General features: G+C 70.1%; 12 protein-coding genes. 7 read left to right on the plus strand and 5 right to left on the minus strand.

Going from position 1 to position 13277, the window contains the following annotated elements:
* The 3 genes from ACFWBD_RS11060 to dxr form a co-directional block, all read right to left on the minus strand.
* Nucleotides 1–230 (minus strand): flavodoxin-dependent (E)-4-hydroxy-3-methylbut-2-enyl-diphosphate synthase (locus tag ACFWBD_RS11060; RefSeq protein ID WP_310434220.1); only part of this gene is annotated, 230 nt, incomplete at its 3' end.
* A 202-nt stretch (nucleotides 231–432) separates the two neighbouring features.
* On the minus strand, nucleotides 433–1737 hold the full coding sequence (locus ACFWBD_RS11065; protein WP_385665708.1) for a M50 family metallopeptidase: 1305 nt from the start codon (nucleotides 1735–1737) through the stop codon (nucleotides 433–435).
* A complete protein-coding gene (gene dxr / locus ACFWBD_RS11070) occupies nucleotides 1734–2987 on the minus strand; it encodes a 1-deoxy-D-xylulose-5-phosphate reductoisomerase (protein ID WP_385665710.1) in 1254 nt (417 codons plus the stop codon). The genes ACFWBD_RS11065 and dxr overlap by 4 nt, the downstream gene beginning before the upstream one ends.
* Before the next feature lie 244 nt (nucleotides 2988–3231).
* Here dxr and ACFWBD_RS11075 point away from each other — a divergent pair, with 244 nt between their 5' ends.
* The 5 genes from ACFWBD_RS11075 to ACFWBD_RS11095 are packed head-to-tail and all read left to right on the plus strand — an operon-like array spanning nucleotide 3232 to nucleotide 6560.
* On the plus strand, nucleotides 3232–3411 hold the full coding sequence (locus ACFWBD_RS11075) for a hypothetical protein (RefSeq protein WP_385665712.1): 180 nt from the start codon (nucleotides 3232–3234) through the stop codon (nucleotides 3409–3411).
* 1 nt (nucleotide 3412) lies between these two features.
* The gene (locus ACFWBD_RS11080) at nucleotides 3413–3853 is read left to right on the plus strand and encodes a hypothetical protein (RefSeq protein WP_385665713.1); all 441 of its coding nucleotides are present in this window, start codon (nucleotides 3413–3415) and stop codon (nucleotides 3851–3853) included.
* Nucleotides 3854–3886: 33 nt separating this feature from the next.
* Nucleotides 3887–4744: a ThiF family adenylyltransferase gene (locus ACFWBD_RS11085; protein ID WP_385665715.1), complete on the plus strand. Its 858-nt coding sequence runs from the start codon at nucleotides 3887–3889 to the stop codon at nucleotides 4742–4744.
* Between the two features lie 11 nt (nucleotides 4745–4755).
* Complete coding sequence (locus ACFWBD_RS11090) at nucleotides 4756–5844, plus strand: hypothetical protein (RefSeq protein WP_385665716.1); 1089 nt, start codon at nucleotides 4756–4758, stop codon at nucleotides 5842–5844.
* Complete coding sequence (locus tag ACFWBD_RS11095) at nucleotides 5841–6560, plus strand: hypothetical protein (protein ID WP_385665718.1); 720 nt, start codon at nucleotides 5841–5843, stop codon at nucleotides 6558–6560. Before ACFWBD_RS11090 ends, ACFWBD_RS11095 begins: the two co-directional genes overlap by 4 nt.
* Nucleotides 6561–6598: 38 nt before the next feature.
* On the opposite strand, the gene ACFWBD_RS11100 is transcribed toward ACFWBD_RS11095, so the two are convergent.
* Entirely contained in the window at nucleotides 6599–8569 is a 1971-nt protein-coding gene (locus ACFWBD_RS11100; RefSeq protein ID WP_385665720.1) for an acyl-CoA dehydrogenase family protein, read from the minus strand.
* Between the two features lie 413 nt (nucleotides 8570–8982).
* Here ACFWBD_RS11100 and ACFWBD_RS11105 point away from each other — a divergent pair, with 413 nt between their 5' ends.
* Complete coding sequence (locus ACFWBD_RS11105) at nucleotides 8983–9996, plus strand: LacI family DNA-binding transcriptional regulator (protein ID WP_385665722.1); 1014 nt, start codon at nucleotides 8983–8985, stop codon at nucleotides 9994–9996.
* A 440-nt stretch (nucleotides 9997–10436) separates the two neighbouring features.
* Nucleotides 10437–12479 carry a TIM-barrel domain-containing protein gene (locus tag ACFWBD_RS11110; protein ID WP_385665724.1) on the plus strand — a complete coding sequence of 681 codons (2043 nt, stop codon included), beginning with the start codon at nucleotides 10437–10439 and terminating at the stop codon, nucleotides 12477–12479.
* 77 nt (nucleotides 12480–12556) lie between these two features.
* Here ACFWBD_RS11110 and ACFWBD_RS11115 read toward each other — a convergent pair whose 3' ends face one another.
* The gene (locus tag ACFWBD_RS11115; RefSeq protein WP_385665726.1) at nucleotides 12557–13270 is read right to left on the minus strand and encodes a hypothetical protein; all 714 of its coding nucleotides are present in this window, start codon (nucleotides 13268–13270) and stop codon (nucleotides 12557–12559) included.
* Nucleotides 13271–13277 lie beyond the last annotated feature (7 nt).

Genomic DNA, 13277 nt, shown 5'->3' on the forward strand with positions numbered 1-13277 from the left:
TGGTCCTGGGTGGGACAGGCCACCCGGACGATCTGGCAGCCGGACGCGGTGAGCTCGGCGATCTGCTGGAGGGTGGCGCCGATGTCGGACGTGCGGGTCGTCGTCATCGACTGCACCGACACCGGGGCGTCTCCGCCGACCGCCACGGATCCGACCTGGATCTGGCGGCTCTTACGGCGCTCGGCAACCCTGGTCGGAACGGACGGCATGCCGAGAGAAATCGCAGTCATCTGCTGTGCAACCCCAAGTCGTGGATCAAGGCCCAGGTCCCGTCGGAGGCGGGTTCCAGGCTTCGAGATTACGGCACCGGCCCCGGCGCGGGCACATCACCGCCGTCAAACCCACTCGATGGAAGGCGACCCGGAACACAGGGAAGGCGGCCCGGAACGAATCGTCCCGGGCCGCCGCGAACCACGCGTGACGAGAGGGTGGCTACGAGATGCGCACCGGGTTCACCACGTCCGCGATGAGGACCAGCACCGTGAAGCAGATGAAGATGCCTGCCACCACGTACGCCACCGGCATCAGCTTCGCCACGTCGAACGGGCCCGGGTCCGGCCTGCGCAGGACCTTGGCCAGGTTGCGGCGCAGCGACTCCCACAGGGCGCCCGCGATGTGCCCGCCGTCCAGCGGGAGCAGCGGGAGCATGTTGAAGAGGAACAGGGAGAGGTTGAAGCCCGCGACCAGCATCACGGCCATCGCCAGCTGCTGCGAGGCCGGGATGTCCAGGGTGAAGATCTCACCGCCGACGCGGGCCGCGCCGACCACGCCCATGGGTGAGTCGGGCTCGCGGGGGGCGCCGTCGAAGGCGGCGTTCCACAGGGCCGGGATCTTGCCGGGGAGGGCGGCGATGGAGTCGACGGCCTCCCCCACCCGGTCGGTCATCCAGGAGGCGGAGTCGCCGAAGTCCTGCCTGACGACGCCGGTGGCCGCGCTGAAGCCGAGGAAGCCTGCCTTGATGTACTCGCCCTGGACGTAGGTCCCGTCGGAGTCCTTCTTGGCGACCTGGTTGGTGGCGATCGTCGTGTGCAGGGTCAGTTCCTTGCCACCGCGGTCGACGATGATGGCCACGTCCTTGCCGGCGCTGACCCGGATCAGGTCGGAGAGCGTGTTCCAGTCGTTCGTCCTCTCACCGGCGAAGGAGACGATCTTGTCGCCCGGCTTCATGCCGGCGGCCGCGGCCGGGGAGGCCGGGTCGGTCGCCTTGCACTCGTCGCGGTTCTGGCTCTGCGAGATGACGCAGGGGGAGACCGAGCTGACGGTGGTGGTCTGCTGCTGGATGCCGAAGCCCATCAGGACGGTGAGGAACAGGCCCACCGCGAGCACCAGGTTCATGAACGGGCCCGCGAACATCACGATGACCCGTTTCCACGGCTTGCGCGTGTAGAACATGCGCGTCTCGTCGCCCGGCTGGAGCTCCTCGTACGCGGCCGAGCGGGCGTCCTCGATCATGCCGCGCCACGGCGAGGTGGAGCGGGCCGTGATCCGGCCGTCGTCGCCCGGCGGGAACATGCCGATCATGCGGATGTAGCCGCCGAAGGGGATCGCCTTGACGCCGTACTCGGTCTCGCCCTTCTTCCGCGAGAAGATCGTCGGTCCGAAGCCGACCATGTACTGCGGCACCCGGATGCCGAAGAGCTTGGCCGTGGACAGGTGCCCCAGCTCGTGCCAGGCGATCGAGATCAGCAGGCCGACCGCGAAAACGACTATGCCGAGGATCATCATCAGGGCTGTCATGCACGCGCCTCCGCGGTAGCCGTCAGTTCCTGGGACCGGGCCCGTGCCCAGGTCTCCGCTTCGAGGACGTCCGACACGGTGAGTGAAGTTCCCGTCGCCGGCGTGCCGTGCTCCTGCACGACCCGGGTGACGGTCTCCATGATCCCGTTGAACGGGAGCGCGCCCTTGCGGAACGCCTCCACACACTCCTCGTTGGCGGCATTGAACACCGCCGGGGCCGTGCCCGCGAGCTCGCCCACATGCCGGGCGAGGTTCACCGAGGGGAAGGCCTCGTTGTCGAGCGGGAAGAACTCCCACGTCGACGCCGTGCTCCAGTCGAAGGCGGGCGCCGCGTCGGGGACGCGCCGGGGCCAGCCCAGACCGACGGCGATCGGCCCCCGCATGTCGGGGGGCGTCGCCTGGGCCAGCGTTGATCCGTCCGTGAACTCCACCATCGAGTGGACATACGACTGGGGATGCACGACGACCTCAATGCGGTCGAAGGGAATGTCGTAGAGGAGGTGCGCCTCGATGACCTCCAAGCCCTTGTTGACCAGGGTCGCGGAGTTGATCGTGATCACCGGGCCCATGGACCAGGTGGGGTGGGCGAGGGCTTCCTCGACCGTCACGTTCGCCAGCTGCTGCTTCGTGCGGCCTCGGAAGGGGCCGCCGGAGGCGGTGACGACCAGCTTGCGCACATCCGCGCGGGTGCCCGCGGCCAGGGCCTGGAAGAGTGCCGCGTGCTCGGAGTCCACCGGGATGATCTGGCCGGGCTCGGCGAGCGCCTTGACCAGCGGGCCGCCGACGATGAGCGACTCCTTGTTGGCGAGCGCGAGGGTGCGGCCCGCCTTCAGGGCGGCGAGGGTGGGCGCGAGGCCGATGGAGCCCGTGATGCCGTTGAGGACGGTGTGGCAGTCGGAGGCGGCGAGCAGGGTGGCGGCCTCCGGGCCGGCCAGGATCTCGGGGAGCGGCTCCCCCGTCCCGTACTCGGCGGAGAGTGCCTCGCGCAGGGCCGCCACGACGTCCTCGCGGGCCACCGCGACGGTCCGCACCCGCAGCCTGCGGGCCTGCTCGGCGAGGAGGGCGACCCGGCCGCCGTTGGCGGACAGGCCGGTCACCCGGAAGCGGTCCGGGTTGCGCAGCACGAGGTCGATGGCCTGGGTGCCGATCGACCCGGTGGAGCCGAGGATCACCACGTCCTTCGGCCCGTCGCCCGCGACCGGGTCGTAGACGAGGTGCGGGTCGGCGAGGGGGGCTGGACTGTCGCTCATCCCCCCATTGTTGCCGCAACGGCTGCGCGGCAGGACCGGGGTGTCCCCCGGGAGGGTCCACCGGTCGCGTACACCCCCTCGCGCATGGCCGAACATGGTCGACGGTGTGCATTTCATATCGTCCGCTGTACGGAGTTTTTCGCGCTGTTTCCCGTACCGACCACTTCGTCTTTTTCGTTGGTACTTCACCTATCCGTGCCGCTAACTTTCGGCGCAGGATCTGCGGATCGATCGGGGGGTTCTGATGACGAGCCGCGCAGAGGCGGAGCAACTGCTGTCCTCGCTGGGTGACAACGACCTCGTGGAGGTCGGCGAGGACGGCAACATCTACGCCGCCGGAAAGTCACCCGCCGGGTTCATCAACAAGCCGATCGTCGGCATCGCCGACCAGAAGGGGGAGTACTCCCGGACGGGCCGGTACTGACGTGCCGGGCGAGGCGAGGGACATCAAGGTCACCCGCAGCCTGGTCATCGGCGCCGATCCGGTGGGCGGCCGGCTGGCCGAGGAGAGACGCATCCTGGCGCTGCACTTCCCCAGGTTCGTCCTGGACTCCACGACTCCGCGCGCCGGCACGTGGGCGGTCGCCAGGGGCCCGCTGCGGACGTTCGCCGGCACCCAGTACGACATCTGGATCGATCTGCCCGACGGCTATCCGCACAGCCTTCCGCAGGTCTGGCCGCACGGCTGGACGCCGGTGAAGAACCCGCACATGTACGCGGACGGCACGATCTGCGTGATGCGTCGCAGGCAGTGGTCCTCCTTCTTCTCGGCGACCGCCGTGGTCGCGAAGACGGCGATCTGGCTCAACAAGTACGAGATCTGGGTCGAGCGGCAGGTATGGCCGGGCCCGCAGCAGCCCCACTGACAGGGGCCACCGGGCATCTGAGGAGGTCCTGTTATGACCGCTGACGCGGTGCTCGACACATCCCGCATCGACTATCTCCTCGACACCTCCGAACTGGGCCGGGCCAGGATCGTCCTGGTCGGCCTGGGGAGCGGAGGCACCGTGGTCATGGAGCGCCTGGCCATGTGCGGCATCCGTGACTGGGCGCTGTTCGACCCCGATGTGCTCCAGCCGGAGAACCTGGTCAAGCATCCGGCGCGGCGCAGCGACCTCGGGCGGCTCAAGACCGACATCGCCGCGGAATGGCTCGTGGACCGCAACCCGGCGAGCAGGGTCGACTCCTTCGCGCACGACGTCACCAGGTCCCCCGAGGCCGAGCGGGCGATCGCCGGGGCGACCCTGGTGGTGTGCGCGGTCGACGACGCCGTGGCCCGCAACTACGTCAACGAGCTGTGTGTGCGCAGCCGCGTCCCGTGTGTCTTCGGCATGGTGTTCCGCACCGGACTGGGCGGCGAGGTCTACGCCTATCTCCCGGGCGAGACCGGTTGCCACGACTGCAAGCTGAAGTTCTGCATGGACCGGGGCCTGGACCTCGACGACTGGCTGGAACTCACCGACGAGGAACAGCAGCGGATCTACGGCCTGGGCGAGACCGACTTCGCGGCTTCCGGGCTGGCCGCCGACATCTCCATCGTGGCCTCGTACCACGCCCACTACGTGCTCTCCCTGCTGGGCGGCCGCCGTTCTCGGTATCTGCTCCAGCCGAGTTTCAACTGGCTGACCGTCGGCATCCGCCGGGCGGAAGGCCTCTTCGGCAACTCGTACGACAACACGCGCATCCTGCTCCGGCCGCTCACCGGGTGCCATCTCACCTGTGGACCGGCCACCGAGCCCGGCACGGGCAGCGAGTGAGGACGGTGGAGATGTTCGGAACAGCCCGGAAGAAATGCCCAGCCACACTGCGGGTCTTCGTACGGCCCCGGGTGACGCACCGTTTCACGCAGGAGATCCTCAGCCATCCGAAGGTGGAGGTGGGCGGCAAGTACGTCGGGTTCATCCGGGGCGCCAAGCGTTCCGCACGCCTGGACGAGCGCCATGCGGCGCTGGAGCGGCTGGAACTGCACGTCGTGGACTACATCGACGACGGGCCGCGGGCGGACCGCACCCCCACCTTCCACCGCGGCGACACCGAGTTCCAGACCCAGGAGTTCCGGCGGCTGGAGAAGCGGTACCCCGAGATCGAGCATCTGGGCAGCTGGCACAGTCACCATCCCAACCAGCTGCGCAACCTCAGTCCCGGGGACATCGAGGGATACCGGGACACGGTGAACGCCCAGGGGCACAACCACGACTTCTTCTTCGCCAGCCTGGGCACGGACAGCCGTGGATTCGCGTCGGCCCGGCACTTCCTCTTCGTCCGGGGCGACCGGCACTACTACGAGCTGGCGGGAGAGAACCTGATCGTGGCCGAGGGGCCGCAGGGCCCGACGGGCTCGGCGGGCTCGGCGGGCTCGGCGGGCTCGGCGGGCTCGGCGGGCTCGGCGGGCTCGGCGGGCTCGGCGGGCTCGGCGGGCGGGACCGTGGCGGTCCACGGTCCGGGGACGCGCGAGTCCGTCCCGCTGTCGGTCCCTGGCTGGACCGACTCGCCCCAGGGCCAGGAACGGCTGGCCCGCGACCGGGACCTGCTAGCGAAGTACGGCGGGCTGCGCCATGTCGTCCGCTCCGACCGGATCGCGGTGACCGGCCAGGTGGTCTGGGCCGGCCGGGTCCCGGTGACCCTGCACGTGCTGTACCCGTCCTCGGCGCACACCACCGACGGTCTGCTGAAGGTGACCGTCGCGGGGAGCCAGACCATCGAGGTCAGTCTGACCGGCGACCGGTCCGGCGATCTCGCCTTCGCGCTCGAGGCGGTGGAGTCCATCGCGCAGTGCGCGGCCGACATCCACCAACGCGCACTGCACCAGTGGGCCGGGCCGCCCGCCCGGGGCGGGCAGAGCGGACCCCGGCCATGAACACGACCACGAACCGGCGCACCATCGCCCTGACGCATCGCGAACCGCCCGCCTTCCTGGGCGAGTCGGTGGGTTCGGCGCTCGGTGAGCTCCAGCACCGCCAGTCCGCCTGGCTGGTCTCGCGCAGCATCTCCGCCCCGGCGTTCACCCGTCGGCTGCTCGCTCAGGAGCCGGGCTTCAGCACGCTGGCCCCGTCGCAGCTGGGCGCGGCCTCGGAGGTGCTGACCTTCCGGCTGGGCCATGCGCAGCGCTGGCGGCTGCTGTGGGTGGTGTCCACCGACGGTCCCAGCCAGTTCACCGACGAGCGCACGGTCCGCGTGGGCGTCAGCGAGGAGACCGCCCGGGAGCTCGCGACCACCATCGGTCTCGAGGCGAAGTTGGACATCCCGTTCCTCGCCGCGCAGGCCAGCGCGCAGTGGTCCCGGCTCACCAGGTCGACCATCTCGGTGAACACGGAGTCCGAGTTCACGCGGACGCTGTCGTACGACGTCCCCGAGGGCGGCCTGGACATCGCGCTGTGGCAGCTGGAGTCGCAGCTCATCAGGCGTCTCGAGCTGCGGGCCGGCGCCACCCTGCCGCCGGATCCGATGCCGCGCTGGGTCGAACTGGCGGTGACCGCCCGGGCCAGGAGCCGGGTGATCACCGTTCCCACGAACGTGGTCCGGGTGCTGACCAGGAGGGCGCCGGGAGGCGGCGCCGGCGCCGCCGGGACGTGAGTCCGCGCACCGTGGCGGACACACGTCCCGGCGCCCGCTCAGCGGATGCGGCGGTGGACGTTCGCCCGCTCGCTGGGCCCCGGTGTGGTGTCGGCGATCCAGGGGCCTTCCCCGGACGGGTCGACGATGCCCTGCTCCAGCCACTCGTAGGTGCCGGACATGACACCCTTGACGACCTTCCCGTCCACGTCGTCGGTGTTGCTCCACAGCCGGCCGAAGAGCTCGTCGACGCGGATCCGGGACTGACGGCAGAAGGCGTCGGCGAGTTGGTAGGCCTCCCGGCCGTTCTCGCCGCGCGAGCGCAGCAGTTCGGCGCGCACGCAGGCCGCGCTCATCGCGAACAGCTCCGCGCCGATGTCGACGATCCGGCCGAGGAAGGCCTGCTTGGTCTCCATCCGGCCCTGCCAGCGGGACATGGCGTAGAAGGTCGAGCGGGCGAGCTTGCGGGAGTGCCGCTCGACGTGCCGCAGATGCGGGGAGAGGTCGACGTCGTGCTTGAACTCCGCGTAGGAGGACGGTAGCTGGCCCGGTCCCGCGACCAGCTTCGGCAGCCACTTGGCGTAGAAGACACCCGCGTTCGCGCCCGCTCTCGCCTTGTCCTGAAGGGACTTGTCGGGGTCGATCAGGTCACCGGCGACCGAGAGGTGGGCGTCGACGGCCTCACGCGCGATGAGCAGGTGCATGATCTCCGTCGAGCCCTCGAAGATGCGGTTGATCCGCAGGTCGCGCAGGACCTGTTCGGCGGGGACGGCCTTCTCGCCCCGGGCGGCGAGCGAAGCCGCCGTCTCGAAGCCTCGGCCGCCGCGGATCTGGACCAGTTCGTCGGCCATGCGCCAGCCCAGCTCGGAGGCGATGAGCTTGGCCAGCGCACCCTCGATCCGGATGTCGTTGCGGTCCTCGTCGGCCATCTGGGAGGAGAGGTCGAGCACCGCCTCCAGGGCGAAGGTGGTCGCCGCGATGAAGCTGATCTTCGCGCCGACGGCCTCGTGGTGGGCGATCGGCCTGCCCCACTGCTCGCGGGCCGCGGACCATTCGCGGGCGATCTTCAACGACCACTTGCCGGCCGCCACGCAGGACGCGGGAAGCGAGAGGCGTCCCGTGTTGAGCGTGGTCAGGGCGATCTTCAGACCCACGCCCTCGGGGCCGATGCGGTTCGCTGCCGGGACCCGCACCTGGTGGAAGCGGGTCACGCCGTTCTCGATGCCGCGCAGGCCCATGAAGGCGTTGCGGTTCTCGACGGTGATGCCGGGCGAGTCCGCCTCCACGACGAAGGCGGTGATTCCGCCCCGGTGGCCCTCGCTCTTGGGCACCCGGGCCATCACGACCAGCAGGTCGGCGACCACCCCGTTGGTGGTCCACAGCTTCACCCCGTCGAGGACGTAGTCTCCCCCACTCTCGAAATCGCTCGAGCGGGAGGGGCCCCCATCGTCGGGTACGGCGCTGGTCGCGAGGCGCGCCGGGTCGGAGCCGACGTCCGGCTCGGTGAGGAGGAAGGCGCTGATGTCGGTGCGGGCGCAGCGCGGCAGGAACCGCTGCTTCTGTTCCGGGGTGCCGAACAGCTTCAGCGGCTGCGGTACGCCGATCGACTGGTGCGCCGAGAGCAGCACGCCGACCGCGGGGCTGGCCGAGCCCACCAGGGCCAGCGCCTTGTTGTAGTACACCTGGGTGAGACCGAGGCCGCCGTACTTGGGGTCGATCTTCATGCCGAGGGCGCCGAGCTCCTTGAGCCCGTTGATCACCTCGTCGGGGATACGGGCCTCACGCTCGATGAGGGCCGCGTCCACCTCCGTCTCGCAGAAGGCGCGGAGTTTCGTCAGGAACTGCTCGCCGCGCCGGACGGCCTCGTCGGTGGGGAGCGGATGGGGATGGATGAGGTCCAGCCGGAAGCGGCCGAGGAACAGTTCCTTGCCGAAGCTGGGTTTGCGCCAGTCCTGCTCCCGAGCCGCCTCGGCGACCTGGCGCGCCTCACGCTCGGTGACAGTGGGTTTCTTGAGGGGTGGTGCGGACATGAGGCTCACCTCGCCGCGAATCGGGACCTCGGGCCACATTGGTTACCGATGGGTGCTACCCGATCGTTGGTACCCGATCCGGGGCGAGGTGGCCACCCCACGCGCGCACGTCCGGCCACTGCCGGCCGCGTGCGGCTCCGGTCCGGGCGGCCCGTTCCCCGCAAGGCCCGGGCGCCGGCTCCGTCGCCGGGGACACGCTCGCCGTCGCCGCGGAGCTTGCGCCGAACGAGTGGTGGCCGCGGGGCCGGAAAAGCTTGCCGTACTCTTCTTCACCAATCCCCCACAACTCGCTGTCGAAGCGCTTCGACAACCTATGGACACCCACCACCGCTAGAGCTACTGTCGAACCACCCTCACCCGCCCTTGTTCGCCCTGCGCACTGTCGAAGCGCTTCACAAAACTTGGAGAGCTGGATGGTCACCCTCGCCGAGGTCGCCCAGCACGCCGGAGTCTCGGCGAGCACGGTGAGCTATGTCCTCAGTGGCAAGCGGTCCATCTCCACGACCACCCGGCAGCGGGTCGAGCAGAGCATCCGGGAGCTCGGCTACCACCCGAACGCGGGCGCCCGCGCGCTGGCGAGCAGCAAGTCGAACATCATCGCGCTGATGATCCCGCTGCGCACCGACATCTACGTGCCGGTGATGATGGAGATCGCCATCGCGGTGGCCACCACCGCGCGCACGTACGGGTACGACGTCCTGCTGCTCACCGGCGAGGAGGGCCCCGACGCGGTCCGCCGCGTCACCGGCAGCGGGCTCGCCGACGCGATGATCCTGATGGACGTCGAGCTCGACGACGAGCGGCTGCCGCTGCTGCGCTCCACCGACCAGCCGTCCGTGCTGATCGGACTGCCCGCCGACACCTCGGGCCTGACCTGCGTCGATCTGGACTTCGCGGCGACCGGCGCGCTCTGCGTGGAGCACCTGGCGATGCTGGGGCACCGTGACATCGCTGTCATCGGCGAGGCGCCGGCCGTCTACGAACGGCACACCGGCTTCGCCGAGCGCACGCTCGACGGACTCCGGTACCGGGCGAAGGAGCTGGGTCTGCGGCTGCTGCACCGCCCGTGCGAGGGCGGATACGACGCGATGGCCGTGACCCTGGCCCGGGTCCTCGACGAGCGTCCGGGCACCACCGGGTTCGTCGTGCAGAACGAGTCGGCGGTGGAGCCGCTCCTCGCGCTGCTGCGCCAGCAGGGCCGGGCCGTGCCGGAGGACGTGTCGGTGGTGGCCATCTGCCCCGACCAGGTCGCCGTGCAGGCCTCGGTGCGGCTGACGTCGGTCGCCATCCCCGCGCAGGACATGGGCCGGCACGCCGTGGAACGCCTGGTCGCCAAGCTGGAGGGGCGCGGCGGCGACGAAGTCGTGCTGATCGCGCCCGAGCTGACGGTCCGGGCGAGCACGGGACCGGCGCCCACCACCTCCTGACCCACCCCGCTCCTCCGCGCCCCCCGCCCCACCCGGCTCTTCCCGACCCGCCCGGCTCCTCCGTACCCACCCGGCTCTTCCGCCGTCGCGCCCGTTGCCAGGGCACCGCCATCCCCATTCCCGTCAAGGAGCACCTCACTTGACTTCCTCCCCTGCTGAAGGAGGGGGTTCCTACGGCTCGCGCCGTGGGGGTTTCTGCTTCGTCGCCGACTGCCCCGTCCGGGAGGACTCCCGTTGAGGTCTTACACCAGCTCCCCAGACAGACACCGCCACATGCTTCGTGGTCACGCTCACAACCTGGTGTCATTGCTGGTTACGCTCAAATCTGCGGGTCAGAGCACTGCGCTCCACCCTGGCGGCCAATCCCAGCTCCCTGCCCTGCTCCGCAGGAGTCCGATTCCTCCCCGGCCTGAAAGCCGGGGTTTCCTCGGAGGTATCCGATGAACCAGCCTGCCGAAAACCAGCCTCAGGTCAGCCTCGCGCAGTCGTCGCCCACGGTCGGCACCTTCCGTGAGCACGGCGGCGCGCTGGAGTGGAGCGGCCGCCAGGAGACCCTGCGGGTCGAGCCGTGGGGTCCGGACGCCGTCCGGGTGCGCGCCCGGCTCGGCGGGCCGATCCTCGAAGGACTGCCGGGCGCGCTCCTCGACGAGCCGCCGGCCACCGAGAGCAGCGTCAAGATCACCGACGCCGAGGGCCGGTTGACCGTCGGCGCCCTCACCGTCGAGGTGAACGGCGAGGGCGTGATCCGGTTCCTGCGGACCGACGACCGCACCGAGATCCTGGCCGAGGAACGCGCCCACTTCTGGTGGCCGGGCACCCGCCTCTACACGGCCGTCGGCAACGGCCACCACCGCCTGGAGCAGCGCTTCGCCGCGTACGACGACGAGAAGCTGTACGGCCTCGGCCAGCACCAGCACGGCCGCCTGGACCAGAAGGGCCTGGTCCTGGACCTGGTCCAGCGCAACGCCGAGGTCGGCATCCCGGTGCTCACCTCCAGCCGCGGCTACACCCTGCTGTGGAACAACCCGGCGATCGGCCGGGTCGAACTGGCCGGCAACGGCACCCGCTGGGTCGCGGACTCGGCCCGGCAGATCGACTACTGGATCACCGCCGGCACCCCGGCCGACACCCAGCGCCGCTACAGCGCGGCCACCGGCCGCACCCCGATGCTGCCGGAGTGGGCGGCGGGCTTCTGGCAGTGCAAGCTGCGCTATCGCACCCAGGACGAACTCCTCGGCGTGGCACGGGAGTACAAGCGCCGGGGCCTGCCGCTCGACGCCATCGTCTGCGACTTCTTCCACTGGACCCACCTCGGCGACTGGAAGTTCGACCTGGCCGAGTGGCCCGACCCGGCGGCGATGGTCCGTGAACTCGAGGAACTGGGCGTCAAGCTGGTGGTGAGCGTCTGGCCGTCGGTGTCGCCGCTGAGCGAGAACCATCCGGTGATGGAGCAGCGCGGCTACCTCATCGGCACCCAGTACGGCCCGATGGCCCACGCCGACTGGCCGGACAAGGGCGTCGCGTCGACGGTCCAGGTGGCGTTCTACGACGCGACCAACCCCGGCGCCCGGGAGTTCGTGTGGTCGAAGATCCGTGACAACTACCTTGCCCCGTACGGCATCACGGCCTTCTGGCTGGACGCCTGCGAGCCGGAGCTGAAGCCCGGCTTCCAGGAGAACCTGCGCTACTGGGCGGGTCCGGGCCTGGAGGTCGGCAACAGCTACCCGGCCGAGAACGCCCGCACCTTCTACGAGGGTCTGCGCGCCGCGGGCGAGGAGGAGATCATCAGCCTCAACCGCTCGGCGTGGGCGGGCAGCCAGCGCTACGGCGCCGCCCTGTGGTCCGGCGACATCGGCACCGACTTCGCGACCCTGCGCCGGCAGATCGCGGCCGGGCTGAACACCGCGCTGTCGGGCATCCCGTGGTGGAACACCGACATCGGCGGCTTCCACGGCGGCGACCCGAGCGACCCGGCGTACCAGGAGGTGATGGTCCGCTGGTTCCAGTTCGGCGCGCTGTCCCCGCTGATGCGGCTGCACGGCTTCCGCGACCCGGGCATGCCGCTGGGTCCGGACATGACCGGCGGCCCGAACGAGGTGTGGTCGTACGGCGAGGAGGCCGGCGCGGTCCTGGAGAAGTACCTGCGGCTGCGCGAGCGGCTCAAGCCGTACGTCCTGACGGTCATGCGGGAGGCCCACGAGGAGGGACTGCCGCCCATGCGGCCGCTGTTCCTGGAGTTCCCGGACGACCAGGCCACCTGGTCGGTGGACGACTCCTACCTCTTCGGCCGGGACCTGCTCGTCGCCCCGGTGCTGGCGGCGGGCGCCACGGCCCGCACGGCCTACCTCCCGGCGGGCGCGACCTGGACGGACGCCTGGACGGGCGAGACGTACGAGGGCGGCGCGGCCGTGACGGTCGACGCCCCGCTGGACCGTCTCCCGCTGTTCCTGCGGGACGGGGCGCGGCTGCCGGTGACGGAGTAGCCGCACGGGGAGGGGAACACGGGCGGCCGGTCCCGGATCAGGGGAGGGACCGGCCGTCCGCGGAACCTGCCCCGAGGTCAGCTGCTGCTGACGGTGAGGTTGTTGGTCACGAAGTCCAGCCCGCCCGAGGACGAGGTGACCTCGTATCCGAACTGCACGTCACCGATGGTCTCGTTGCCGAACCAGCCCTTCGTGTCCTTGATCCACTTGAGGATCGGCAGGATGCCGACGGTGCCGGACGACGAGTCGGACGTGCGCAGGAACGAGAACACCTCGTTCGCGCCGTTGCTGCCCTTGTAGACGGTCCAGGTGTGCCCGCCGAGGGTGACGTTGCCCTGGGAGGTGCCGAGCGGCCCGACGGCGCCGTTGTAGTTCACCCAGAGCATGATCTCGTAGTCGTAGTCGGTGTCCCAGATGTCGTACGAGGTGTTGTAGGCGCCGGACGACGGGACCGTGACGTTGTAGCTGCTGGACAGCGAACCGAGCGAGGTGATCGTCTTGTTGATCACCTTCTTTGAGTTGGGGTACGACTTGATGCCGCCGGTGTTCGGGTGGTTGGCCCAGACGCCCCAGTTGGTGCCGGAGTTGGCCCACACGCACTGGCTGCCGGCGCCGGAGCCCCAGATGTTGTTGTAGAGGGTGTAGCCGTTCAGGCTGGTGTTGCCCCACTGGTCGCAGGAGTTCCAGACGGCGGCCTGGGCGGGGGCGGCGGCCAGGCCGACGGTGGCGCCGAGTGCGAGTGCGGGGGCGAGCAGGGCCTTGACGACCCTGCTCCGGATACGTGTTGCCATGGTGTCC

The sequence above is a fragment of the Streptomyces sp. NPDC060002 genome (assembly GCF_042737245.1).
Taxonomy (GTDB): Bacteria; Actinomycetota; Actinomycetes; order Streptomycetales; family Streptomycetaceae; genus Streptomyces.

Excerpts from the sequence above, each read along its gene's own strand:
- ACFWBD_RS11105 (WP_385665722.1), top strand. The coding sequence starts at position 8,983 with ATGGTCACCCTCGCCGAGGTCGCCCAGCACGCCGGAGTCTCGGCGAGC.
- ACFWBD_RS11085 (WP_385665715.1), top strand. The coding sequence starts at position 3,887 with ATGACCGCTGACGCGGTGCTCGACACATCCCGCATCGACTATCTCCTC.
- ACFWBD_RS11095 (WP_385665718.1), top strand. The coding sequence starts at position 5,841 with ATGAACACGACCACGAACCGGCGCACCATCGCCCTGACGCATCGCGAA.
- ACFWBD_RS11065 (WP_385665708.1), bottom strand. The coding sequence starts at position 1,737 with ATGACAGCCCTGATGATGATCCTCGGCATAGTCGTTTTCGCGGTCGGC.
- ACFWBD_RS11110 (WP_385665724.1), top strand. The coding sequence starts at position 10,437 with ATGAACCAGCCTGCCGAAAACCAGCCTCAGGTCAGCCTCGCGCAGTCG.
- ACFWBD_RS11115 (WP_385665726.1), bottom strand. The coding sequence starts at position 13,270 with ATGGCAACACGTATCCGGAGCAGGGTCGTCAAGGCCCTGCTCGCCCCC.
- ACFWBD_RS11075 (WP_385665712.1), top strand. The coding sequence starts at position 3,232 with ATGACGAGCCGCGCAGAGGCGGAGCAACTGCTGTCCTCGCTGGGTGAC.
- ACFWBD_RS11100 (WP_385665720.1), bottom strand. The coding sequence starts at position 8,569 with ATGTCCGCACCACCCCTCAAGAAACCCACTGTCACCGAGCGTGAGGCG.
- ACFWBD_RS11090 (WP_385665716.1), top strand. The coding sequence starts at position 4,756 with ATGTTCGGAACAGCCCGGAAGAAATGCCCAGCCACACTGCGGGTCTTC.
- dxr (WP_385665710.1), bottom strand. The coding sequence starts at position 2,987 with ATGAGCGACAGTCCAGCCCCCCTCGCCGACCCGCACCTCGTCTACGAC.